Origin of the sequence: Arthrobacter sp. StoSoilB13 (assembly GCF_019977255.1) — a bacterium.
Taxonomy (GTDB): domain Bacteria; phylum Actinomycetota; class Actinomycetes; order Actinomycetales; family Micrococcaceae; genus Arthrobacter.
The window spans coordinates 438224-462037 of sequence record NZ_AP024649.1; the positions used below are offsets into that span (position 1 = coordinate 438224).

The following is a 23814-nucleotide window of genomic DNA, read 5'->3' on the forward strand; positions in this document are numbered from 1 at the left end:
GGCCCCTTTCGTCCATTAGCGGTGATTAGTCTGCAAGCTCCACGATCACGGGAGCATGGTCGGAAGCGCCCTTGCCCTTACGTTCCTCGCGGTCGATGGAGGCACCGGTGACCCGGGCAGCAAGCGCCGGGGAAGCCAGGCAGAAGTCGATGCGCATGCCTTCCTTCTTGGGGAAGCGCAGCTGCGTGTAGTCCCAGTACGTGTAGACGCCAGGGCCGGGTGTGTAGGGGCGAACGACGTCGGTGTAACCGGCCGCTTCGAAGGCGTGGAAAGCGGCGCGCTCCGGCTCGCTGACGTGCGTGAAGTTGTTGTTACGGAACAGTTCGATGTCCCAGACGTCGTCATCGAACGGTGCAATGTTCCAGTCGCCCATGAGCGCCACCTGGGCGGTGGGCTCGGTCTTGAGCCACTCCGCGGCGTTGCCTTGAAGGACGTCAAGCCACTTGAGCTTATACGGCATGTGTTCGTCGTCCAGGGAGCGGCCATTGGGAACATACAGGCTCCAAATGCGGATTCCGCCGCAGGTGGCGGCAATAGCGCGGGATTCCTGCGCGGGATCCTTGCCTGCCTTGCCGAACATCGGCTGGTCCAGGAAAGTGCGTTCTACATCCTCCAGCCCAACGCGGGACGCAATGGCGACGCCGTTCCACTGGTTCACGCCGAAGTGCGCAACCTCGTAGCCCATGCGCTCAAAGAGCTCCCACGGGAAGTTATCGTCCTTGCACTTGGTCTCCTGGATGGCCAGGACATCACAGTCACTGCGCTCAAGCCACGCTTCCACGCGGTCGGCACGGGCACGGAGGGAGTTCACATTCCAGGTAGCTATCTTCACAGCCACTAACTTACCGAACTTGGCGCCAAGCGCATCCCCTCATGAAGGATTGCCCGCCGTGACAAGTTCGCTGCGGGGGGGCTATCAGTGGGCGTACATGAAGGCAGACGAGGCGCCCCTGCGCATCTTGATGCCGCAAACGATCAACAACAGCCCCGCAACAGCGGAGAATGCTGCCAGCAAACCCACCACGCCCAGGAAGCCGAGACCGGGGTTGATCAGGACGAAGAGTCCAAAAAGTGCAGTCACAAGACCCGTCAGCAGCCAGACCCCCCATCCATTAACGGAGTTCCTTGCAGCAAAGGCGAAGACGATTTCGGAAAGCCCCAGGACCAAGGCCCAGAGCCCAATCAGGATGCCAAGTGCTGCAGCTGTGATTCCCGGCCATGCAACCGCCACCAAACCCGCGGCGATGGAGATGAAGCCGCCCACCATCGTCCAGCCGGAATGGCGTGAAGGGTCATAAAAGTAGTGGGCTACGTTGGTGAGGCCGTCCACGATTGCGAAGATACCGAACACGATAACCAGCCCGAAGACCGTGGCTACCGGCAAAGATGCCACGAGGAAGGCAAAGAGTACGGCCAGAATTCCGCGGACCAGCAGGGCGGTTCCGGAATGTTTGAACATCTTGCGTGCCGAAGCGTCGGACATAGTGCCAGCTTAATCGAAGGCGGGCTGTGGATATATAGCAATGAGCCTTGAATCGTCAGGCGCGGCCTGCCTACCGCATGCCCTCACGACGGATGGCCGTTGCGATGGCCGCCGCCCGCGTCTCCACGCCGAGCTTGGCATAAATGTGGGCCAGATGGGTTTTGACGGTTGCTTCCGAAATGAAGAGGCGTTTGCCCAGATCGCGGTTGCTGAGGCCCTCCGTCAGGAGGCTCAGGAGCTCTGCCTCCCGGGGTGTGAGGATTTCGTCCGGGTTCCGCAGCTGTTGGAAAAGCCGGGACGCAACGGGCGCGCTCATCACGCTTTTGCCCTGCACGGCGCCTCTCACAGCTGCAAAGATCTCTTCCGGTGCAGCGTCCTTGAGCAGGTACCCCATGGCGCCGGCATCGACGGCACGGACGATGTCGGCGTCGGAATCGTAGGTGGTGAAGACGATCACCACTTGGCGGGGATTGCTCTGCCGCAACTGTTTGATGGCCTCGATGCCGTCCATTCCCGCACCCATCGCAAGGTCCATGAGAACCACTGCGGGTGAGTGCTGTTGAGCCGCTTCCAACGCTTCCTCACCGGATGCCGCTTCGCCGACGACGACGATATCCGCCTGGGTGCCCAACAGCGCCTTCAGCCCGCTCCGGACCACCGTATGGTCGTCCACAAGGAGTACGGAAATGGTAGTCACAGGGACTCCTTCGATGAATCTTCGGGCGAGGTATCTTCCGTCGGGGTATCTTCGGCCGGGGTATCTTCGGGCAGAGCCGGCAATGGCAGCTGGGCCGCGATGATCGTACCTTCACCCGGGGTGCTCTCCACGGACAATTCTCCGCCTAGTTGCTCAATGCGTTGCCGCATGGCGCGCAGGCCGTATCCTCCCGATTCCGACGGCGGAGGTACCGCTCCTGGATCAAAGCCGCGGCCGTCGTCGAACACGTCCAGGGTGATCGCATCCGGCAGGTACCCAAGAGTCACGCTGGCGTTGTCCGCGTGGGCATGAAGTTTGATGTTGGCCACGGCGCTCTGGGCCACGCGGAGCAGGGCGTGCCGGACCTCGGCCGGGATGGGACGGGTCTCGCCGGTGACCTGCACGCGGACGTGGTCCAGATACGTCCGGGCGGCGCGTTCCAAGGCCTCGTGAAGGGGCGCAGTCTCCAGGCCAGGTGCCGAGAGCTCGTGCACCAGGCTCCGGGTGTCGGCAAGATTTCCGCGGAGGAGGCTGGTTGCTTTGCTGACCTCGTGATGCGCCGCAGGATCAGGCCAGGAACGTTGGGCTGCCTCCAAGTGGAGCAAGCCGCTCGCGAGGCCCTGGGTGATGGTGTCGTGGATTTCACGTGAAACACGCTCGCGCTCCGCCGCGATCCCTGCCGTCCGTTCACTCGCCGCCAGCTGTTCCTGAGCTTGGGATACGTCTTCGAAGAGCATTCGCTGGAGGGCACTGTCGCGCTCGATCTTGTCGTAAACCAGCGTCAACAGCGCGCCGGCAGCGAGCGGTCCCAGCAGCATGGCGACGTCCGTCCATCCGCTCATACGGAAAAGCCCGACGGCGGTGGCCGCCGCCGTCGCGCCACCAGCCAGATACGCGGTCCACCCTCGGAACGCGGTGCGGCTGAGGAAGAAAATGGCGAATGAACACCACGCGAAGCTGGGTGCCGCGATCACCAGAGCCGACCAAACCCCCACCAAGGCAAACATCCACAGCTTGCGGTTCAGGGTTTGTTGGCTCTGCCCAGCCTGGCGGTGATCGGTGAGGTGGCGGTGTTGGGTGGGCTGGCGGTGTTGGGCCAGCAACGCCGTCACGACGTACAGAGCACACACGGCGACCGCCAAGGCCACAGTCCACAGGTTGTCCGCGGGGGAGTGGCGCATGACGTAACGGACAGCAGAGGCGACTATCAGCACGGCAAAGCCCAGGTGCACCACCGCATCGATGCGGGTATCGATCCGGCTTGGCTCGATACTGCTGGGCTCGGGCCGGGTGCTGGAATCCGGCCGCTGAAGGGCTTCTGGCATTGGGTGGTTCCCGTTTCCGTTCCGGTCGGTAGTAGGCGCTCTTTCCATGCTAGATCCCGTGTGATTGCTGGTCTCTCCACCTTTTGGCTGATACGGCTGGCGGAAAGGCTGACCTTGGAACCGGCTCACGGCCGATGCCTGCCCGGAGCTGCCCCGGAAGCATGGATATGTACCCGAAATTGCCGATGCGTGCCACGAGGAGAACTCCATGAAGAAGTCCAACAAGATGATCGCTGCCGCCGCTGCTGGAGCGCTGTTGCTCACAGGCGGGGTTACGGCAGTAGCCAATGCTGTGGCCCCCGGGGGCCGCGCCTGTTACCGCACCTGCCGCACCGCTAGCTGGGGAAGTCCAGCCTGCTCCTGAGAATGTGGTTGCGCAGAACCGAATCACGGTCGGAGCGTCGAGTGCGGCGGTAAATGCGGCGCTTGCCAAGTGCCAGGCGGACAAGCTTCCGTTCGTGACCGTCGCCCTTGTAGATCGCTTCGGTACGGTCCAGGCCCTTCTCCGCGGCGACAACGCCGCCGAGCACACCATCGAAGCCGCCAAGCAGAAGGCTTACACGGCGGCTGCCTTTGGTGCCCCCACCAGCGAACTGGCCAAGCGCATCAACGGCACCGGGCCTTCTATCGCGGACCTTCCCGGCACGCTTTTCCTGGCTGGCGGTGTCCCGTTGAAGGTCAACGGCGTATCCGTGGCTGGCATCGGCGTCGGCGGTGCTCCCGACGGCGCCATGGACGAGGCGTGCGCGACCGCGGGTGCCGAGGCTTTGGCCACAGCTGCGAAGTAGCCTCGAAGGTATGGGTTCCATGAAGGCGCGCGGTCTAGCTGTGAGCTCCGCAATCGGCGCAGGTTTGCTGGTCGCCGGGCTTCTGGCTGGCTGCGCGCCGTCCTCGCCTGTGGACTCACAGACGTCCGGTTCGCAAACAGCGAGTACGACGGCGGCCGCCTCACCTGACAGCCCGGCACCCACCCAAGTGACGCCGTCGAGTGTCAGTCCGGTCCCGACGTCGTCCGTTGCCTTGCCACCCAAACTGTCACCGGAGGCCCAAATGGAAACCGACAGGCTCCTGATCCTCGCCGCGAAAGCCAACGATCCCGTGCGGGTCCGCGAGCTCATCGCCGCTGGCGGCAACGTCAATGCCAAGGACGACATCCAGGACTCGGCGTTCTTGTACGCAGGGGCCGAAGGCTTCAACGAGGTGCTGCAGCTGACCCTGGCTGCCGGGGCCGATGTCCGTAGCATCAACCGATACGGCGGCACAGCCCTGATTCCCGCGAGCGAGCATGGGCACACCGAAACTGTACGCATCCTCATCGCCGCGGGCGTGCCTGTGAACCACGTGAACAACCTGGGCTGGACGGCCATGCAGGAAGCCATCCTGCTCAACAACGGCGGCCCGAACCAGCAAGACGTGGTCCGGCAGCTGCTGGCCGCGGGAGCTGATCCGGATATCCGTGATCCCCAAGGCCGAACCGCCCTGCAGAACGCAGAGCGGCTCGGGTTCACGGAGATCGCGGCTCTGATCCGGAACCGCTGACCGCCCCCGACCGCCCCCGCCAGCCCAACTAGGTCGCATTAGTGCGCGTTTTGACGGCTCTAAACGCGCACTACTGCGACTCAGATGGGCTAAAGGGACTCGAGGATGCTGACGTAGTTGGCGATGCCCACTCCGCCCATGTTCTGGACGGCGCCCCGCCGCGCATTGGGAAGCTGCATGTCGCCGGCGGTCCCCGTGAGCTGCATGGCCGCAATGACATGCTGCGACACCCCAGTTGCGCCCACAGGATGCCCCTTCGCCTTAAGGCCTCCAGACACGTTCACGGGAAGTTTGCCGTCCTTGTATACCCAGCCCTCCTGGACAGCGCGCGAGCCCTCGCCGCGGGGAGTCAGGCCCATGGCCTCGTACATGATGAGCTCGGCGATGGTGAAGCAGTCGTGGACTTCGGCGAAGTCCAGTCCATCGATGCCCACCCCCGCCATTCCCAGCGCGCGCTCCCACGATGCTCGGGTGGCGGCGAATTCGGTGGGATCGCGCTTCTCCGCGGGGAAGAAATCGTTCGCATGACCGAAGCCAGCCAAGCGCACAGGCGAGGTCGCGCCGGCGGTTGCCGACGTTGAAATCACGACGGCGGCCGCACCGTCCGAGACCGGCGAACAGTCCGTGCGGCGCAAGGGGTCCGCGACCATCGGGTTCTTGTCCGAGATGGTGCGGCAGAATTCCTCCCCAAAGTCCCGGTGCATCTGGGCGTAGGGATTGTCCATTCCGTTGTGGTGGTTCTTGGCTGCAATGGAACCGAGGACATCGCCCAGGCCCCCGGGGTAGTTGGCGGCGTCAATGCCCGTGCCGTACCGCTTCCCGTAGTGCTTCGCCACCTCGGCGAACAACCCCGTGAACCCTGTGGTGGAGGCCTTGCCCGCCATCTCGTACGACGCACCAAGCAAAGCCGCCCCCACGACGTCCGCTCCGGCGTCGGTCATTTTTTCCGCGCCGATCACCAAGACATTGCGGGCAGTTCCAGCGAGCACAGCCTTCACGCCTTGCTGAAACGCCGCGGAACCGGAGGCGCAAGCGTTCTCCGTGCGCGTTGCAGGGACATTGGCCAGGTCTGCAGAGAGTTGCAGTGCCAAGGACGACGTGAAACCCAGCGGTTGCATGCCCGAGTTGAACTGGCCGAGGTAGATCTCGTCGATGTCCTTCGGTTCCAGCCCCGAGTTACGAATGGCTTCCCCGGCTACATGGACGATCAGGGACTCCAAAGTCTCGTCCGTGAGTTTGCCAAACTTGCTATGGCCCCACCCGGTGAGCAGGATGTCCTTGCCGAACTGGTCTTTCAGGCTCATGCGTTTACTCCTTCGAGGGTGCTTTCTTCTTCAGACTCGAGCGCAACAGCGAACTCGGCTTCGGTCTTACTGCGTATCTCTTCCACGGTGACGCCCGGGGCGAGGCGGGTCAGCAGAAGTCGCGTGCCGCCGTCGTGGTTTTCCGGGTTCGGCGCTATGTCGAAGACGGCGAGGTCCGTGATGATCCGGTCAACGCACTTGAGCCCCGTGAGCGGCAGTGTGCATTCGGTGACGATCTTGGCCGAGCCGTCCTTGGCGTTGTGCTCGGTGAGGACCACCACCCGAGGCGTCCCGGCCACCAGGTCCATCGCGCCGCCCATGCCCTTGACCATCTTGCCGGGGATGGTCCAGTTGGCGAGGTCGCCGCCGCCGGACACCTGCATCGCGCCCAGGATGGCCACCTTTACATGCCCGCCGCGGATCATGCCGAACGAGGTAGCGGAATCGAAGATGCTGCCTCCCGGGGTGATGGTCACGGTCTGCTTGCCGGCGTTGATGAGGTCGGCGTCTTCCTCGCCCTTGTACGGAAACGGGCCCATTCCGAGCAGGCCGTTCTCGCTCTGGAGGACAACCCGCACGCCATCGGGCAGGTTATTGGCAACCAGCGTGGGGATGCCGATGCCGAGGTTGACGTAGTCGCCGTCGTTCAATTCTTCAGCCGCAATGGCGGCCATCTGGTCTCGTGTCCAAGCCATGATTGTGCTCCTTGTTCCTTAAACCGTTAGCGCTTCTTTAGACCGTTACCGCTTCGCGCCGGGGGCGGACTGTGCGCTGTTCGATGTCCTTAACCCGTGCGCTGGCCTGCACCAGTCGCTGGACGTAGACGCCTGGAGTGACGATGTGATTGGGGTCGAGCACGCCGGGCTGCACAATGACCTCCGCCTCAGCGATGGTGACGGCGCCGGCTGTTGCCACCACCGGGTTGAAGTTCCTCGCCGTGTAGCGGTAGATCAGGTTTCCATCAGTGTCCGCGGTGTGCGCATGAACCAGCGCGACGTCGGCGGTGATGGCGCGCTCGCGGACGTAAGTCACGCCGTCGAACTCCTCCAACGGCTTGCCCTCGGCAACAAGCGTGCCCACGCCGGTCCGCGTGTAGAAGGCAGGGATGCCGGCGCCGCCCGCACGGAGGCGTTCGGCAAGGGTGCCTTGGGGAGTGAACTCGACGTCGAGCTTGCCGGCGAGGTACTGCTCGGCGAAAAGCTTGTTCTCGCCGACGTAGGAAGCGATGACTTTCCTGACCTGGCCTGCCTCGATCAGCACACCGAGCCCCTTGCCATCCACCCCCATGTTGTTGGAGACGATGGTTAGGTCCTTGGCGCCCGACTCACGGACGGCATCGATCAGGTCGGCGGGGATGCCACTCAGGCCAAAACCCCCGACGGCGATCGTCAGGCCGTCTGCCATCAAGTCCTGGAGCGCTTGGGTTGCGCTGGCGTGCATCTTCGACATGGGAGCTCTTCTTTGAGTGTTCGTGGTGGACGTATCCACGTTGTGGACCTGTGACCTGTAGAGGAGCCTAGGTTTCATCCCACCCAGGGTCAACGAGCAGACTGCTTGGCTACTCACGGTGTGGACTGTAGGCTCAATGGTGTCCATATTGTGGATGAAATCTTCAAAGGAGCACCTGTGCCGGAACAGAAATCCACGCAAAACCCAGTCCAGGGCGCCCAGGTCGTAGGCCGGGTTGCCCTGCTGCTGAGGCTTGTTGGGCGCAAACCCGAGGGGACGTCGTTGGCCGGGTTGGTTCGGGAATCAGGGCTGACGCGGCCAACAGTGCACCGGCTGCTGACGTCCCTTGCCGCGGAGGGTTTGCTGGAGCACGATTCAGCCGCCGGGAAGTGGGTTCTGGGGCCGGAGATCTTCCTCCTTGGATCGGTAGCGGCGGCACGCTTCCCCATGGAGGATATTGCCCGGCCCAGCCTGCGCCGGCTCGCCGCGGAGACTGGCGAGAGCGCGTTCTTCTCCATCCGTCGCGGCAACGAAACCGTCTGCGTGTTGCGCGAGGAAGGCTCGTTCCCGGTGAGATCCTTCGTGCTGCATGAAGGCGTACGTTTTCCGTTGGGAGTTGCGTCGGCAGGAACGGCCATCATGGCTTTCCTGCCCGCCGATGAGCAGGAAACCCTGCTGAAGGACTGGCCCGCGCACGCTGGCGACTTTGCCGTGGGACACCCGGCCGACGTGGTTCGGGACAACCTTGAGCGCACCCGGCTCACGGGCTACTCGGTAAATCCGGGGCTGATCCTTGAAGGAAGCTGGGGGATGGGCGCGGCCGTTTTTGACCAGCAGGGGCGCCCCGCATGGGCCCTTTCCTTGACGGGGATCGAACCCCGGTTCCGTCCTGATCGACAGGAATTCCTCGGCAAATTGCTGCTTGAGGAAGCTCACCGGATGACCGCGAAACTGCAAGGCTCACCCAACTGAGTCGCAGTTGAGCGCGTTTTGACGGCTCTAAACGCGCTCTAATGCGACTCAGTTGGGTCAGCGCAGGTCCAGGCGCATGAGTACCCTGGGGAAACCGTTGAGGACGGACGTTGTCTCTGCGACCTTTGTGAAGCCGGCTTTCTCGAACAGTCTGCGGGTCCCCACGTACGCCATGGTCAAGTCCACCTTGCTGCCCTTGTTGTCCACTGGATAGCCCTCAATGGCTGGCGCGCCGTACTCGCGGGCCATCTCGATGGCACCCTCCAGCAGATGATGGGAGATGCCCTTGCCTCGATGCCCGGGCCGCACCCTGATGCACCAGACAGACCAGACGGCGGCGTCGTCCACATGTGGAATCTTCCGGTTCGTTGCGAAGCTGGTGTCGGCCCGGGGGTGAACGGCAGCCCACCCAACTACTTCGCCGCCGTCGTAAGCGAGAACGCCTGGTGGCGGATCCTCCGCCACCAGCTTTTCCACGAACTTTCCCCGTTCCTCCCGCTGGAGCGCAAGATTTTGTTTCGAGGGAATCCGGTAGCTCAGGCACCAGCACACGTTGGCGTCCGGACGTTTGGGGCCGACGATGGTTTTCACGTCCTCGAACACCGTTGCCGGGCGAACCTCGATTGCCATGCCGCCCATCCTGTCACCGCCGCCCAACTCTTCGCTAGACTGGCGGACGTGATGACCGGATCGGGCACCTGCCCTGCACGGATTGGCTACCCGGCCGACCTCTGACGCGCTCTGTCAGCCAGAGCGGTGGCGTCCCGCGCGCTCCTCCCTGTGGATCGATGAATTTCAGCCCATCGATTTCTAACCCACATCCAAGGAGTCATGCATGCCCGCACATTTCAACCACACCATCATTGCGTCCATCGATCGCGCCGCCTCGGCCGGGTTCTACAGGTCCATCCTCGAAGCGGACGAAGCACCCGGTTGGGGACCCTTCACCAACCTGACCTTGGCTGGCGGCGTAATGCTCCAATTCGCTGAGCCCCCGGTCGAGATCCAGATGCAGCATTATGCCTTCCTCGTTGACGACCAGCATTTTGACCGTGCCTACCAGCGGCTGGTGAGTGCCGGCGTCGAGCATTGGGCGGATCCTCAGATGACCCGTCCAGGCGAGACCAATACGGAGCACGGTGGCCGCGGTGTCTATTTCAAGGACCCCTCTGGCCACGCGCTGGAGCTGATCACGAAGCCGTATTTCTAACGATGAAGCGGAAGCTGGATAGGGGGCCGCGGCGTGGAGGGCATCGCGAAGCGGGCACGGCCCCCCTATCCAGCTTCCAGCGTGCACCCTATCCGAACGTGAAGGAGTACGCCTGGATGCCCTGCGGGACCTTGACCTCGAGCTTGCCCTCGCGGATTTCGGGGTCGTCCACGATCTGATGTAGTGTGGGCGTCCCTGAGACCGCCACGGACGTGGTCTTGCCATCGCGGACAACATCGATCATGCCTTCACCACTGACCACGATGTACACCTGTTTGGCGTGGTAGTTCAGGGCAATGGAAGAGCCGGCGCCGGCAGGAGTTATGGATTGTGTTCCGAGATCCCACGGACCCTTCAAGGAAAAGCTGTCGCCGGGTTGGTCTGCCGGCACTGTATACAGCCCAACCCCGGCTTTATAGGGTTCCGTGCCCGCATAGTTGACCTTCTTGGTGGTGCCCAAGTACGTCTCCGGAGTGGTGGCACCTGCTACCGGGCCGTCGTCGGACGCTTCAGTGGGCGCGGGGAGTGCCGCTGAAGGGTTGGCCTCTTGCAGGAGTTTGCGGATCAGTTTCTCAGTGGTCTGGTAGCCGCCCTCGCCGAATTTGATGTGCCGGACAGTTCCCTCGGAGTCGATCAGGTAGTGGGCAGGCCAGTAACGGTTGCGGTAGTTGGTCCACGTGGAGAGGGTGTTGTCGATGGCTACGGGGTAGGTGATGCCCAGGTCCATCGCGCCGGACATGACGTTGCGGGTTTCTTTCTCGAACGCGTACTCGGGGGAGTGGATCCCGATGATTTCCAGGCCGGAGTCCTTGTACTTGCTGTACCAGTCCGTGAGGTGCGGAACGGAGCGCTGGCAGTTGATGCAGGAGTAGGCCCAGAAATCCACCAGGACTACCTTGCCCTTAAGGTCCTTCAAGTTCACGGCCTCCCCGCCGGGGGTGTTGAACCATTCCTGGATGCCCTTGATATCCGGCGCTATGCCGCACGATTCGAGCTCGGTGGCACCGTTGCTGCACTTGTCCAGTTCACGGTTTTGGTCATTTACCAGTCCACCAAGATCGAGGGCCTTCTTCACGGCCTCGTTGTCCTGAACTTGTTCCTGGAGTGTGGAGGTGTAGTCGGGCACGAGTTTTTGCAGTAGCTGGGGAAGGTTGAACACCAACCCGATTGCCAGGGCGATCATCATGATGCCACCGGCTATGCGGATCTTGCGCTGGTTCTTGCGAAACGCCTTGACCCGCTCTGCGACGCGACGCCCAGCCAGCGCGAACACCAGCAGCGGAATGGCTGCCCCCACGGCAAATGTCAACGTGAGGACGATAGTTTCGGGGCCCACTTGTCCCGTGGCGCCGGCCACGGCAATGGCGGCAAGCACTGGTCCTGCACAGGGGACATAGACGACGCCGAGCGCCAGTCCCAGCACCAACCCACCGTTCTCAGTACCAACCTTTCGCTGCGGGATCCAGGAGAACGGCTTCTCCAGGATGTGCTGGAAGCGATCGAAAATCAGGCCGCAACCAATCAGCACCAGCACCACCAGCCCGATCCATCGAAGCAGGTCCTGCGGCAGGTTCACCAGGGTCAGCAGGAACGAACCAACCAGCGTAAAGGTGCTGAAGCTGATGACCAGGCCCAGGATCACCAGGTACGGGCGCAGGCCCGCCCGCCGTCGCTGCCTGGACCGGGTCTTAAGATCGACGGCGGATGGCGGCACCTCTGTTACCGCGGAGCTGGTTGGAGAGCCTTTGCGTGCACCCTGAACACCTCCGGAAAGAAAGATGACGGGCAGGACGGGCAGGATGCAGGGCGAGATACCTGTAATCAACCCGCCCAACAGGCCGATAAGTGCTAGTTGCAGCATTGCGTCTCCCAACGTTCGCCGGACCGGCCCTTAAGGGTGCCGGCTCCGGATATCTGTAGGCAGTTCGGAGCCGCAGCCGCGATGGCTTGGTTTAAAAACTTTTTCAATCCGCACCCATCCACGCCGGTGCGACCTCCGAATAGCTGGTGAGGCACAAACCGCCGGCAACGCAGATGCAGCGCCGGGGAGCCAGTGCCCACACCCAATGGACCCAATGCCCTGGTTCCACGAACAAGGAGAATGACATGTTGTCCACAAAGCGCCCCGCCCTCGCCTTCGTTGGCCTCACTGCCGCCGCCCTTCTCGGACTCACCGCTTGTGGTGGTTCAAGCAGTTCCAGCACACCTTCGTCGTCGTCCGCCGCCCCGGAGATGACGTCCGCGGCACCGTCGCCGTCGGCTTCATCCATGACCAGTGCCGCCATGGATCCCGCGCGTGATCTTGTTGGCCCCGGCTGTGCCGGTTACGCCGCACAGGTTCCGGATGGTGCCGGTTCGGTGGTGGGAATGGCCCAGGACCCGGTGGCCGTTGCCGCTTCGAACAACCCGCTGCTTAAGACCCTCACTGCCGCTGTTTCCGGCAAGCTCAACCCGAAAGTGGACCTGGTCTCCACCTTGAACGGCAGTGAATTCACAGTCTTTGCACCTGTTGACGATGCTTTCGCAAAGATCGACCCCGCCACGATTGAGACGCTCAAGACGGACGATGCCCTGCTGAGCAAGATCCTCACCTACCACGTAGTCCCAGGCCAGCTGACTCCGGACCAGGTGGTCGGAACACACAAGACGGTCCAAGGTGGCGAAGTGACGGTTGGCGGTAGCAAGGATGCCCTCACAGTTGACGGAGCCAACGTGATCTGTGGCGGCGTCCACACGGCCAACGCAACGGTTTACCTGATCGACTCCGTGCTGATGCCCAAGTAACCCGATGCCCAAGTAACCCGCCAGTCCGCAAACAAAAAGCAGGCGCCGGAATCTGAACTGCTCAGATTCCGGCGCCTGCTTTTTTGGGTCTGGAAATGAATGGTTAGTGCTTGCCCAGGTCGCTATCGACGTAGGAGCCCTGGACCGTGGCGGTGGTTCCACAAGTGCAACCACCGTCGACCTGGAGCTTGACCGTTACGGGTTTCGTGGCATCCAGGGTGAAGCTCACGGTGTCCCCGGAATCGCTGGAGACACGCAGGGTGCTTTGGTGTTCATGGGTTTGCGACATGGCGGGATACCTTACTTGTCGGTCGGCTGGGTGCGGGGAGGCTGAACCGTGGGGATGGTTCCGGTCGGAGTTCCCCCGGGACAGTCGGAATCCGGGCAGTCTTCCGCGCACTCGTGCCTGGTGACCAGATCGAATTGAACGCCCCGATGTTGTTCCACGCCCGTACGAATCGCACGTTCAACAACGGATGTCGCCAAGCGCTTCCGCAGTGACAGAGGATCACGGCGCAGATCCTTCGTCAGGGCGAAACAGAGCAGCAGCATGACAATGACAAACGGCAGGGCGGCAACAATCGTGACTCTTTGGAGCCCGGCCAATGCCTCGGATGGTTCGTCGCCGCCGGCCAGGAGCATAACCGCTGCTACTGCACCGGTAAGGCTTCCCCAGAAGATCACTACTCCGCGGCGGGGATGTTCGGCTCCGTTGGAGCTGAGCGACCCCATGACGATGGAGGCTGCGTCGGCACCAGTGATGAAGAAGATTGCCACCAGCACCATGGCCAGCACGATCACTGCTGCGGTGGCCCAGCCGGGCATGCCCAGGTTCTTGACGAGATCGAAGAGTGCGCCGTCGAAATTGACGGAAGGCACGCCGTTGGTCATGGTCACCAGGCCGGGTGTGCCGGCCTTGTCAGCTTCCTGCTGGACATGGAAGGCAGCTCCACCGAAGATACCGAACCAGATAACGCTGACGATGCTTGGCACCAGCAGAACGCCGGTCACGAACTGGCGGATGGTCCGGCCGCGGCTGATGCGCGCAATGAACATGCCGACGAAGGGCGTCCAGGAGATCCACCAGGCCCAGTAGAAAATGGTCCAACTGGTCATCCAGCTACGCAGTGCTTCGTCCCCGACCGCTTCGGTCCGGGACGACATTTCTGCCAGGTCCCTGGCGTAGTCGCCGATTGCGGAAGGGATCAGGTTCAGGATGAACAGGGTAGGGCCGGCAACAAAGACGATGATTGCCAGGACGACTGCCAGCACCATGTTGATGTTGGAAAGCCACTGGATGCCACGGCTGATTCCGGAGACTGCTGATGCGACGAAGCAGAAGGTGAGGATGGCCACGATCACCACGAGTACCGGGGTGCCGATCTCGCCCACCCAGCCGTTGGAGGTCATGCCGCTGCCGATCTGGAGGGCGCCGAGGCCCAGGGAAGCGGCGGTACCGAACAGCGTGGCAAAGATGGCCAGGATGTTGATGAATTTCCCGAGGGGGCCTTCCACCATCCTGATGCCGAACAGCGATGTGAACGCTGCGGAGACCAGCTGTCTGCGGCCCAGGCGGTAGGTGCCGTATGCCATGGCAATGCCCACCACTGCGTACATGGCCCATGGGTGCAGGGTCCAATGGAAGATCGAGGTGGCCATCGCAGTCTGGATGGCAGCAGGGGTGCGGCCGTCCACAGTGCCTGGTGGTGGCGAGATGTAGTGGTAGAGCGGTTCAGCCACGCCATAGAACATGAGCCCGATGCCCATGCCGGCGGCGAACATCATCGCTACCCAGGAGACAGTACGGAACTCCGGCTTCTCGCCATCCTTGCCCAGCGGGATGTTGCCGAACTTGCCCAGGGCGAGCCAGAGGACGAAGACGACGAACAAAGAGGCAAGAACCATGAAGAGCCAACCGGTGTATTCCATGACCCAGTTCAGGGCGCCTTTGGAAGATTCGGAAAGGCTGTCCCGGCCGACGAAGCCCCAGACCACGAAGGCGACGGCGATGGCGCCCGTGATTCCGAAGGTGACTTTGTCCAGCGTAAGTTTGCGGTTCCGGCGGGCGCTGACTGCCTGCTCGGTCCTCGCATGGCGCAGTTCTTCCAGGATCTGTGCGTATTCCTCAGTATCCGGCAGTGCTTCTGCGCCTTCGCCCTCATCGTCGAGGACTGCGGGGTTGGTTTCATCCGGGGAGACGCTGATGACGTCTCCAGGGTTCTCCAGACGGTTTGTCTTACGTGATGAGGGAGTGTCAGCCAGGTTATCGTTGGCGGGCAATTCCTCGGGAGTTAAAGGCTTTAAATCACTATTTATAGCCATGAGCGGGTCCTTTGCTCGGCGAGTCATGGGCTTGGGTTTATACATGGCCCTGGAGGGTGGGGCCGGATGGAAGGTTGGGGGCTTCCTCCGGTTGGATGACCATGATGGTTGGAGCAGTATCGAGCCGTAGCGCCTCCCCGGGAGCGAGTTCACCAGTGGGGCAGGCCTTGCACATGTGCACCTCTTTTAGTCGGGGAACGGGTTTCTGGTCGCTTTGGCTGAATCGCCTTCGTGCGTTTCGCAAGAATCAACAGTTCTCGCGCTAAGCAACAGAGTGCGCCCCGTCACAGGGCAATGTCAAGGTGTTTCTGCTCCATTTCGCGGCACCTTGACAGCGCCGCCGACATGCGCAGTCTGTTGCACATCGTGGCTACTGTTGCGTAACAAGCGATTTTCCCGCCCAAAAATGGACATGCTGTTGCCCGCGGTTTGAAGCGTCTAGAAGCGGCCTGGCAGCGCCTAGCGGCGCCGGTAGCCCATTTTGGCGCTGATGGTGAAGCCAGCCTCACGGAGGGCGTCTATGAGCCCTGGGTGCTCCTCCGGGGCAAAGCGGAAGGCGGGGCCGGAGATACTCACCGCAGCGATGACATTGCCCATGTGGTTAAAGATGGGCACGGCTACCGCCGTCAGGCCGATCTCGAACTCTTCATGCACGACTGCGTAGCCGTTCCGTGCGACGTCGAGCAGCTGCTTCTCCAGCTCCGCGCGATTGGTGATGGTGCGCGGTGTGCGGGCAGGCAGGCCGACTGTCTTGAGGACCTGGTTCCGCTCATCGGCCGTCAGCGCGGCCAAAAGCACTTTGCCGCTGGACGTCGCATGCAGCGGGGTCAGGCTTCCCACCCAGTCGTAGGTGGCAAGCGTTGAGGGGCCCATGGCCTGATCCACGTTGACTGCATAGTTGGACCGAAGCACGGCGAGGTTGACCGTTTCCTTGTACTCACCCGCAAGTGCTTCCAGTACTTCCCTGGCCTCGTGCACGACGCTCAGCCTGCCGGGGATGGAGGTCGCCAGCCGAAGGATTCCGAAGCCCAGCTGGTACTTGCCCCTCTCGCTGTTCTGCCGCACAAGCTCGCGGTTTACCAGCGAGCCCACAAGCCTGGACACCGTGGATTTATGGACGCCCATTTCGTCAGCGATTTCACTGACGCCGGCATCCCCTTCGCGTGCAAGGATTTCCAGGATTTGCAGCGCGCGGTCCACTGATTGGACGCCGCCGCCTTGGGCGTCTGCGTCCTTCTCGATGTCTGGATTGTTGCGTGGGGCCATGATGCCTCGTGTCGTTGTCCCAAGCAGGCGGCCGGGGCTGTAAAGCCCTGCCCGGCATGCTCCTCGTCTTTTCCTCATCCTAGTCCGACACGGAACGGGCCTTGAAACACGCGGGGAGTTTGTGCACAGCAAACGCACCCTATCGGCATCAACAGGGCTTTAGCTGCGTGCAAACGCGGAAAACGGGCGGTCAGAGCCCGGCGTAGACCTCCTCACGTGCTGCTTTGCGGGGGCGGATCAATCTTTCGCGTCCGGCGTAGACGTTGAGGCTGTGACCACGGCTGAAGCCAACCAGGGTCACGCCGGTCTCAGTGGCGAGGTCGGCGGCAAGGCTGGAGGGTGCGCTCACGGCTGACAGGACGGGGATGCCGGCGAGGGCAGCCTTCTGGACCAGCTCGAACGATGCACGTCCTGAAACCTGCAGGACCAAGCCTGTCAGGGGCAGCAGATCCTGGCGCAGTGCCCAGCCCACTACTTTGTCCACGGCGTTGTGGCGGCCCACGTCCTCCCGCAAACAGAGGAGCTCGGGGCTGGCGCCGTCCACCCTGAAGAGCCCGGCGGCGTGGACGCCACCGGTCCTGTCAAACACCGCCTGGGCTTCCCGGAGGCGCTCAGGCAGTTCGGCCAGGATGTCAACGGGAACCCGCAGCGGGTCCTGGGAGGGATCGAAATGAACGGTCTTGCAGACGGCTTCGATGGAGTCCGTTCCACAGATGCCGCACGAGCTGGAGGTGTAGACGTGCCGCATGGTGTCCGGCATCTGCACGTCGGAGCGAAGCTGGGCCTCCACAACGTTGAAGGTTTGCGTTCCGTCCTTCTGGCCGGCACAAAAACGCAGGGAGATCAGCTCGGACTGGCTGCGGATGATGCCCTCGGACACCAGGAATCCGGCTACGAGGTCAAAGTCGTCTCCTGGAGTCCTCATGGTCACGGCGAAGGAGCGGCCGCCGATCCTGATTTCCAGGGGCTCCTCGGCGGCGAGGACATCTTCCTTGAACCGCACCGGATATTCGGTACCTGTCCCGTCCAGATGGAAGCGGTGTATCTTCCGGCGCTGTGTCATCCGTGCCATGGTGCGTACCTTCCTGACAAGTTGGGGAAATCTGTGGTTGCTTGCGCCGGTGACCAGGCGCTTGTCCAGCCGCTTGTCCAGGCGCTTGCCCAGGGCAGCGGCATGACCGGGACGGGTTCGCCTGCTTCAACTCCGCCAGGGGGAACGGCCATGAAACCGTCGGCCCAAGCCAGCCCCCGCATCATGCCGGGACCAGTGTGCGAAGCAGGAAAAGCGAGCCCGTGGACGAACGTGCAGGGGATGAGTTGTGTCCGGCCGGGGCCCGGATCGACGTCCGCCCCGGACGTGAGGTGGCCAGCTGTCCGGAAAGGCCTGTTTTGGAGGGCAGCGAGCAGTGGTTCGCCGATGGTCATGAGGGCCATCATTGCGGCCAGGGGGTTGCCTGGGAGGCCGATGATGAAGCGGCCGTCCGGGAGTTCAGCCAATACTGCAGGATGACCGGGGCGCATAGCGACGCCGTCGAGCAGTAGGCGCCCACCGAGCGCGGCCACTGCGGCGCGGAAGTGGTCAGTTCCGGATTTGCCGGTGCCGCCGGTGGTGATCGTGACATCCGGGTGTTCACCTCCGGGCGGAGAGTCAAGTGCGGACAGCCACTCTTCGTATGAGTCGCCGATCCGTTGCTGGCCGCCTGGAATTCCGCCCAGCTGGGAAATCACTGCGCCGAGTTGCGGGCCGAAGGTGTCGCGAACCTGCCCCGCTGCCGGCACACCCGAGGTCACCACCTCGGAGCCGGTAAGCACGACGGCGACCCGCGGCTTGCGTTGCACCTGCAGTTCGTCGTGGCCTGCTACGGCGGCAAGGGCAATGTGGGCTGGATTAAGGAGTGTGCCGGAGGGTACGAGGACGTCGCCGGCCCGGGCTTCTTCACCGGCTGGCCGTATATGCCGGCCGGGGAGCGTCTCGCCGGGTTTCGCGTCGGGTTTCAGTGAGAGCTGCAGCCCGTATCCGGCGTCGAAGGCGTGTCCGCTCTCCTTCCGAAGTACCGCCACGGCACCTTCCGGAACCAGACCACCGGTGGCAATGACGCTGGCTTGTCCCGGTGACAGCGGCAGCCCCGGCGTCGTGATCTCCCACGGTCCTCCGCCATGAATGGCCCACCCATCCATGGCAGAGGACGCGTAGTGCGGAAGGTCCTGGCACGCCGTCACATCAGTGGTCAGCACGTTTCCGATCGCGTCCGCCAGTGGTACAGACGCTGACGCAAGCGGAACAGCGCAATCGAAGGCCATCTGCCGGGCTTCGGACCACGTTGGGGCAGGCATCCGCTCGCAGGGCACGTGGGATGTTGGCGAAGTGCCGCAGAGAATTTCCTGCGCGAGCATGATGCCCCCTTCCTGGTGTTTGCGTACTAAGCCTTCACGTAGCCGTTCGGGTTCAGTACGAACTTTGTTGCCGCACCGGCGTCGAACTCGGCGTAGCCGCGGGGAGCGTCCTCGAGGGGGATGGCTTGGGCATTGACTGCCTTGGCGATCTGGACCTTGTCGTGGAGGATGGCCATCATCAATTGGCGGTTGTACTTCATCACCGGGCACTGGCCCGTGGTGAAGGACAGGGACTTTGCCCAGCCGGTGCCCAGCGAGAGCGAGAGGGAGCCGTGCTTGGCTGCTTCATCGATTCCGCCCGGATCGCCCGTGACGTAAAGGCCCGGGATGCCAAGGGAGCCGCCGGCTGCGGTGATGTCCATAAGGGAGTTCAGCACGGTGGCGGGAGCCTCGTGCGAGGCGTCCCTTCCGTGGCCGCGAGCTTCGAAGCCAACCGCGTCCACGCCGCAATCCACTTCCGGCACTCCGAGGATCTGCGCGATCTGCTCCTTCGGGTCGCCGTTGGAGACGTTGACGGTTTCGCAGCCGAACGAGCGCGCCTGTGCCAGCCGGTCTTCGTTCATGTCGCCCACAATCACGACGGCGGCGCCAAGCAACTGCGCGCCGACGGCGGCAGCCAGACCCACAGGGCCGGCACCGGCGACGTACACCGTGGACCCTACGCCCACGCCGGCTGTAACGGCGCCGTGGAAGCCTGTGGGGAAGATGTCCGAGAGCATGGTCAGGTCCATGATCTTTTCCAGGGCCTGGTCGCGGTCCGGGAAGCGCAGCAGGTTCCAGTCGGCATAGGGAACCAGCACGTATTCGGCCTGTCCGCCTACCCAGCCGCCCATATCCACATACCCATATGCGCTGCCCGGGCGGTCAGGGTTGACGTTGAGGCAGATACCGGTCTTTTGCTCTTTGCAGTTCCGGCACCGGCCGCAGGAAATGTTGAACGGCACCGAGACGATGTCGCCCACCTTGATGAACTCGACGTCGGGACCCACCTCCACCACTTCGCCGGTGATTTCGTGGCCGAGGACCAGGTCCTGCGGGGCTGTGGTGCGGCCGCGGACCATGTGCTGGTCGGAACCGCAGATGTTGGTTGTCACCGTGCGGAGGATCGCGCCATGCGGTACCTTCCGGCCGACGTTGGCCGGGTTGACGCCCGGTCCGTCCTTGAGTTCGAACGTCGGGTAGTCAGTGTTGATGATTTCGACGACACCGGGTTCCTTGTAGGCGACTGCTCGGTTTCCAGACATGGACACTCCTTGGGCATGTGGTGATACGGAAAATGAATGCTGCCCAATTGCCCGAGAGCGGTGCTTCGATGAGGAAATACCTCCCCAGGTTTCAGGCCACCGAAGCACCATTCACGGACAATTGGACAGTTTTTTCTTTGCTTACGGCCGGGCCGCGCCCTGAAGCTCTACTGCTGCTCCTGCGGACGCCACGGTGTGGTCGTTCTCTACCGTGCTGCCACTGACGCCGATCGCCCCGATTACAGTGCCGTCCTCCCCTCGCAGGGGGATGCCACCCGGGAACGTAATGAGTCCGCCATTGGAGACCTCGATGTTGTACAACGGTCCCCCCGGCTGCGAAAGCTCGCCGATTGCGCCCGTGGGCATGTCGAAGTAGCGGGCGGTGCGTGCCTTCTTGATGGAGATGTCGATGCTGCCGAGCCAGGCCCCGTCCATGCGGGTGAAGGCCTTGAGGTTGCCGCCGGCGTCTACCACGGCGATGTTCATTGCTGTTTCGGTTCCGCGCGCGGCATCGCGCGCCGCGGCCAGTACAGCATCAGCTTGGACTTGGGTGATATCAGACATTGTTTCTCCATTGATAGATGTCTTCATGAGGGCAAATTGCTCTTGGTGGGCGCGGGCTCCGGCGCCTGGTCTCCTAATATCTTTTATGCATGAGCAAAGATATATCAGTCACATACTATGGCATGTATCACACTATGTCCAGACTCATTCAGGCCCGTTCGAGCCGAACGATGACGGACTTGGACGTCGGCGTCCCACTGGTATCGGCAACAGAGTCCAGCGGTACAAGGACGTTGGTTTCCGGGTAATAGGCAGCGGCACACCCCTTGGGGGTGGAGTACGAAACGATGCGGAAGTCTTCTGCGCGGCGTTCAGTTCCCTGGAATTCTGAAATCAGGTGGACCATCTCACCATCAGCAAATCCCAGCTCCGCGATATCGGACTCGTTGATGAGGACCACCCTCCGCCCACCATGGATGCCGCGGTAGCGGTCGTCCTTGCCGTAGATTGTGGTGTTGTACTGGTCGTGTGACCGCAGCGTTTGGAGCACCAGCCTGCCGGGCGGGACCTTGATGTATTCAAGCTCGTTGCCTGTGAAGTGTGCTTTGCCTGAAGCGGTATCGAACTTCCGGGCATCGCGCGGCGGGTGCGGCAGCACGAAGCCGCCCGGGTGCTGGATCCGCTCTTCGAAGTTCTCAAAGCCATCGAAGACGGCCTCGATGTGTTTGCGGATCAGCGAGTAGTCATCACGCATCGACAGCCATGCGGCCTTGGGGGCGTTGGGCAGGCGCACGGTGCCATCGGTGAAGAGCCGGTGGGCAAGATTGCACACAATGGCAACTTCCGAGTGGAGGTGCTCGCTCGCAGGCTTGAGGCGTCCCCGGGATGCATGGACCGCGCTCATGGAGTCTTCCACGGTAACCCTCTGGTCACCGGTCCGCTGCGTGTCCTTCTCCGTGCGTCCGAGTGTTGGGAGAATCAAAGCCCGCTTGCCCGTGGACAGATGCGAATGGTTCAGCTTTGTGGAGATCTGGACGCTCAAACGTGTGTTGGCGAGCGCTTGTTCCGTAACGTCCGAGTCAGGGGCGGCACGAACAAAGTTTCCACCCATCCCCATGAAGAAGCGGACCTTTCCGTCCCTCATGGCGCGGATGGCGGCAACAGTGTCAAAGCCGTGCTCCCGTGGTGACAGGAACTCGAACTCGTTGTCCAGCCGGTCATGGAACTTTTCCGGCATCTTCTCGAAGATGCCCATGGTGCGGTCGCCCTGGACGTTTGAGTGGCCACGCACCGGGCAAACTCCGGCGCCGGGCTTGCCGATGTTCCCCTGAAGCAGCAGGACGTTAACGACGTCGCGGAGGGTAGGTACTGAGTGTTTGTGCTGGGTCAATCCCATGGCCCAGCAGACGATGGTGGCGTTCGAGGCCAGGAGCCGTTCGCCTGTGGAGTGGATCTGCTCCAGGGTGAGGCCTGTTGCTTCCACGATGTCGTCCCACTCCACCTTTTCCAGGAAGCGCAGGTATTCGTCGATGCCCACGGTGTGGTCCTCGATGAACCTGTGGTCAAGGACGGTTTCCAGGCCCGGGGTTTTGCGGCCCGTGGCTTCGGCTTCCAGGAGGTATTTACCGAGGCCCTGGAAGAGGGCTTGATCGCCGCCGGCACGGATTTGGAGGAAGTCATCCGTCAGCTGGGTTCCCACCACCATGCCTGCTACGTGTTGGGGGTTTTCAAAGTGCAGGAGTCCGGCTTCGGGAAGTGGATTGACGGACACGATGACCGCGCCGTTCTTCTTGGCCTTCTCCAGGGCGCTGAGCATGCGCGGATGGTTGGTGCCTGGGTTCTGCCCGGCTACGAAGATGAGTGATGCCGTCTCCAGGTCGGTCAGGCTGACCGAACCCTTGCCGATTCCGATGGTTTCCACCAGCGCGGAGCCTGAGGACTCGTGGCACATGTTGGAGCAGTCCGGCAGGTTGTTGGTGCCAAGGCCGCGCACCAGGAGTTGGTAGACGAAGGCAGCCTCGTTGGAGGTTCGGCCGGATGTATAGAAGACTGCCTGATCGGGATGGTCCATGCCCCGGAGTTCCTCGGCCATGAGGTCATAGGCCTTGTCCCATTCGATGGGCGTGTAGTGGGTGGCGCCTTCATCGAGGAACATAGGGTGGGTCAGCCGGCCCTGCTGGCCCAGCCAGTAGTCATCGCGGGTCTTCAATTCAGCAACGGAGTGCTGGGCAAAGAACTCTGGCGTGACACGGCGCCGGGTGGCTTCCTCGGCGACGGCCTTGGCCCCGTTCTCGCAGAACTCTGCCGCGTTGCGCTTCTCGTGTTCCGGCCAAGCGCAGCCCATGCAGTCGAATCCATCGATCTGGTTGACTGCCAGCAGCGTTTGTACGCTTCGCACCGGGCCCATTTGTTCCAGGGAGATTTTCACTGCGTTGGCAACGGCTGGAATGCCGACAGCCTTTGTCTTGGGTTTGGTGACGGTCAGCTTTGACTCGTCGATGTTTTCACGGGGGGCTTTGGAAGCCATGCGATCTTCCCTTCAAATCTGGGTAGGCGGCTGAGGTCGTTGAAGCTGTAGACGTGGATGCCGGCAAACAGCGGATGGCCGTCGAGGGCCTGATGAACTTCCCGGATCAGCCCGGAGCTGTCATAGCGCATGACGTCACCACCGCGCAGGAGTGCCTTGGCCATTCCTGTGCCGCGGGCCAGCTTGAGTGAGCGTCCCACACCCAATCGCGCACCCATGGCCAGCAGCTTCTGCACGGACACCGGCCCGGGAACGCCCACCCAGACTGGAAGCCGTGATCCGGCCCGGTGCAACTCCTGCAGGTATGAGCTGATGGATTCCGCCGAAAAGCACATTTGCGTGACCATGGACGACGCCAGGGGTGACTTGCCGGCCAGGCTGCTCCGCAACTGTTCTGCGCTCAGTTGCGGGTGGCCTTCCGGGTAACCGGCGATGCCAAGGGAGAAATCTTCCGGGAAAGCCTTGATGTCCTCCATCAGCTGGCCGCTCCAGGAATACGGCCCGGCAGGTACGCTGCGGTCCCCGGCAATGAGGAAAAGCTCCCGGACGCCCTCGTCATGCAATTGACGTAGGAACAAGTGCAGCTCTGCCTGGCTGGCGATGCTCCGGGCTGCCAGATGCGGGACCACGTGGTAGCCCAGCCGGGCAAGCTCAATCGACGCAGCGACCGTCCTGGCCGGACCGTGATGCGGCAGGCAGGTCACGCTGACCATCCCCGGCGCCTCGTAGGCGGGAGGCAGTTGCCGGGCAAGGTCAGCGGAGGGACTAACCTCCAGGCGGATCGGCGTTTCCAT

23 protein-coding genes and 1 pseudogene are annotated in these 23814 nt (G+C 62.5%); 5 read left to right on the forward strand and 19 right to left on the reverse strand.

Translation table 11 applies throughout. The features are described from left to right. Nucleotides 1-25 precede the first annotated feature (25 nt). From LDP01_RS20625 to LDP01_RS20640, 4 genes are all read right to left on the reverse strand, one after another. Complete coding sequence (locus tag LDP01_RS20625; RefSeq protein WP_224095007.1) at nt 26-832, reverse strand: exodeoxyribonuclease III; 807 nt, start codon at nt 830-832, stop codon at nt 26-28. An 84-nt stretch (nt 833-916) separates the two neighbouring features. Beyond that, entirely contained in the window at nt 917-1483 is a 567-nt protein-coding gene (locus LDP01_RS20630) for an HdeD family acid-resistance protein (RefSeq protein WP_224095008.1), read from the reverse strand. A 70-nt stretch (nt 1484-1553) separates the two neighbouring features. Continuing rightward, entirely contained in the window at nt 1554-2180 is a 627-nt protein-coding gene (locus LDP01_RS20635) for a response regulator (RefSeq protein ID WP_224095010.1), read from the reverse strand. Then, nucleotides 2177-3505, reverse strand: a complete 1329-nt coding sequence (locus tag LDP01_RS20640) for a sensor histidine kinase (RefSeq protein WP_224095012.1) — start codon at nt 3503-3505, stop codon at nt 2177-2179. The genes LDP01_RS20635 and LDP01_RS20640 overlap by 4 nt, the downstream gene beginning before the upstream one ends. Before the next feature lie 208 nt (nt 3506-3713). Here LDP01_RS20640 and LDP01_RS20645 point away from each other — a divergent pair. Together LDP01_RS20645 and LDP01_RS20650 are read left to right on the forward strand one after the other, a co-directional pair. Next, a pseudogene (locus LDP01_RS20645) lies at nt 3714-4293 on the forward strand (heme-binding protein). A gap of 19 nt (nt 4294-4312) precedes the next feature. Then, entirely contained in the window at nt 4313-5044 is a 732-nt protein-coding gene (locus LDP01_RS20650; protein WP_527249109.1) for an ankyrin repeat domain-containing protein, read from the forward strand. A gap of 89 nt (nt 5045-5133) precedes the next feature. Here the strand turns inward: LDP01_RS20650 and LDP01_RS20655 are convergent, their stop codons facing one another. The 3 genes from LDP01_RS20655 to LDP01_RS20665 are packed head-to-tail and all read right to left on the reverse strand — an operon-like array spanning nt 5134 to nt 7797. Further along, nucleotides 5134-6348, reverse strand: coding sequence for an acetyl-CoA acetyltransferase (locus tag LDP01_RS20655; protein ID WP_224095016.1), 1215 nt, complete (start codon nt 6346-6348; stop codon nt 5134-5136). Beyond that, nucleotides 6345-7043 (reverse strand): CoA transferase subunit B, encoded by a 699-nt coding sequence (locus LDP01_RS20660; protein ID WP_224095018.1) that lies wholly within the window; start codon nt 7041-7043, stop codon nt 6345-6347. Before LDP01_RS20660 ends, LDP01_RS20655 begins: the two co-directional genes overlap by 4 nt. Before the next feature lie 37 nt (nt 7044-7080). Next, nucleotides 7081-7797, reverse strand: a complete 717-nt coding sequence (locus LDP01_RS20665; protein ID WP_224095019.1) for a CoA transferase subunit A — start codon at nt 7795-7797, stop codon at nt 7081-7083. Nucleotides 7798-7974: 177 nt separating this feature from the next. Here LDP01_RS20665 and LDP01_RS20670 point away from each other — a divergent pair, with 177 nt between their 5' ends. Next, nucleotides 7975-8769 carry an IclR family transcriptional regulator gene (locus LDP01_RS20670; RefSeq protein WP_224095020.1) on the forward strand — a complete coding sequence of 265 codons (795 nt, stop codon included), beginning with the start codon at nt 7975-7977 and terminating at the stop codon, nt 8767-8769. Between the two features lie 57 nt (nt 8770-8826). Here the strand turns inward: LDP01_RS20670 and LDP01_RS20675 are convergent, their stop codons facing one another. Next, the gene (locus LDP01_RS20675; protein ID WP_224095021.1) at nt 8827-9399 is read right to left on the reverse strand and encodes a GNAT family N-acetyltransferase; all 573 of its coding nucleotides are present in this window, start codon (nt 9397-9399) and stop codon (nt 8827-8829) included. 205 nt (nt 9400-9604) lie between these two features. On the opposite strand from LDP01_RS20675, the gene LDP01_RS20680 reads away from it, so the two are divergent. Beyond that, on the forward strand, nt 9605-9979 hold the full coding sequence (locus tag LDP01_RS20680) for a VOC family protein (protein WP_224095022.1): 375 nt from the start codon (nt 9605-9607) through the stop codon (nt 9977-9979). A gap of 88 nt (nt 9980-10067) precedes the next feature. Here the strand turns inward: LDP01_RS20680 and LDP01_RS20685 are convergent, their stop codons facing one another. Next, nucleotides 10068-11840: a cytochrome c biogenesis protein DipZ gene (locus LDP01_RS20685; RefSeq protein WP_224095023.1), complete on the reverse strand. Its 1773-nt coding sequence runs from the start codon at nt 11838-11840 to the stop codon at nt 10068-10070. Nucleotides 11841-12085: 245 nt separating this feature from the next. Here LDP01_RS20685 and LDP01_RS20690 point away from each other — a divergent pair, with 245 nt between their 5' ends. After that, a complete protein-coding gene (locus tag LDP01_RS20690) occupies nt 12086-12763 on the forward strand; it encodes a fasciclin domain-containing protein (RefSeq protein ID WP_224095024.1) in 678 nt (225 codons plus the stop codon). Nucleotides 12764-12866: 103 nt separating this feature from the next. Here LDP01_RS20690 and LDP01_RS20695 read toward each other — a convergent pair whose 3' ends face one another. The 10 genes from LDP01_RS20695 to LDP01_RS20740 form a co-directional block, all read right to left on the reverse strand. Continuing rightward, the gene (locus LDP01_RS20695; RefSeq protein ID WP_224095026.1) at nt 12867-13052 is read right to left on the reverse strand and encodes a hypothetical protein; all 186 of its coding nucleotides are present in this window, start codon (nt 13050-13052) and stop codon (nt 12867-12869) included. Nucleotides 13053-13063: 11 nt separating this feature from the next. After that, on the reverse strand, nt 13064-15085 hold the full coding sequence (locus tag LDP01_RS20700; RefSeq protein WP_224095027.1) for a BCCT family transporter: 2022 nt from the start codon (nt 15083-15085) through the stop codon (nt 13064-13066). 37 nt (nt 15086-15122) lie between these two features. Next, nucleotides 15123-15260, reverse strand: coding sequence for a hypothetical protein (locus LDP01_RS20705; protein WP_224095030.1), 138 nt, complete (start codon nt 15258-15260; stop codon nt 15123-15125). A 284-nt stretch (nt 15261-15544) separates the two neighbouring features. Then, complete coding sequence (locus LDP01_RS20710) at nt 15545-16351, reverse strand: IclR family transcriptional regulator (RefSeq protein WP_224095032.1); 807 nt, start codon at nt 16349-16351, stop codon at nt 15545-15547. Nucleotides 16352-16541: 190 nt separating this feature from the next. Next, nucleotides 16542-17423: a formate dehydrogenase accessory sulfurtransferase FdhD gene (gene fdhD, locus LDP01_RS20715; RefSeq protein WP_224095034.1), complete on the reverse strand. Its 882-nt coding sequence runs from the start codon at nt 17421-17423 to the stop codon at nt 16542-16544. Beyond that, nucleotides 17411-18745 carry a molybdopterin molybdotransferase MoeA gene (locus tag LDP01_RS20720; protein WP_527249110.1) on the reverse strand — a complete coding sequence of 445 codons (1335 nt, stop codon included), beginning with the start codon at nt 18743-18745 and terminating at the stop codon, nt 17411-17413. Before LDP01_RS20720 ends, fdhD begins: the two co-directional genes overlap by 13 nt. Before the next feature lie 26 nt (nt 18746-18771). Beyond that, a complete protein-coding gene (gene fdhA / locus LDP01_RS20725) occupies nt 18772-19989 on the reverse strand; it encodes a formaldehyde dehydrogenase, glutathione-independent (RefSeq protein ID WP_224095036.1) in 1218 nt (405 codons plus the stop codon). 141 nt (nt 19990-20130) lie between these two features. Further along, nucleotides 20131-20553: a GlcG/HbpS family heme-binding protein gene (locus LDP01_RS20730; RefSeq protein WP_223947734.1), complete on the reverse strand. Its 423-nt coding sequence runs from the start codon at nt 20551-20553 to the stop codon at nt 20131-20133. Nucleotides 20554-20701: 148 nt separating this feature from the next. Further along, nucleotides 20702-23020 carry an FdhF/YdeP family oxidoreductase gene (locus tag LDP01_RS20735; RefSeq protein WP_224095038.1) on the reverse strand — a complete coding sequence of 773 codons (2319 nt, stop codon included), beginning with the start codon at nt 23018-23020 and terminating at the stop codon, nt 20702-20704. Next, nucleotides 22975-23814 carry a methylenetetrahydrofolate reductase gene (locus LDP01_RS20740; RefSeq protein ID WP_224095040.1) on the reverse strand — a complete coding sequence of 280 codons (840 nt, stop codon included), beginning with the start codon at nt 23812-23814 and terminating at the stop codon, nt 22975-22977. Before LDP01_RS20740 ends, LDP01_RS20735 begins: the two co-directional genes overlap by 46 nt.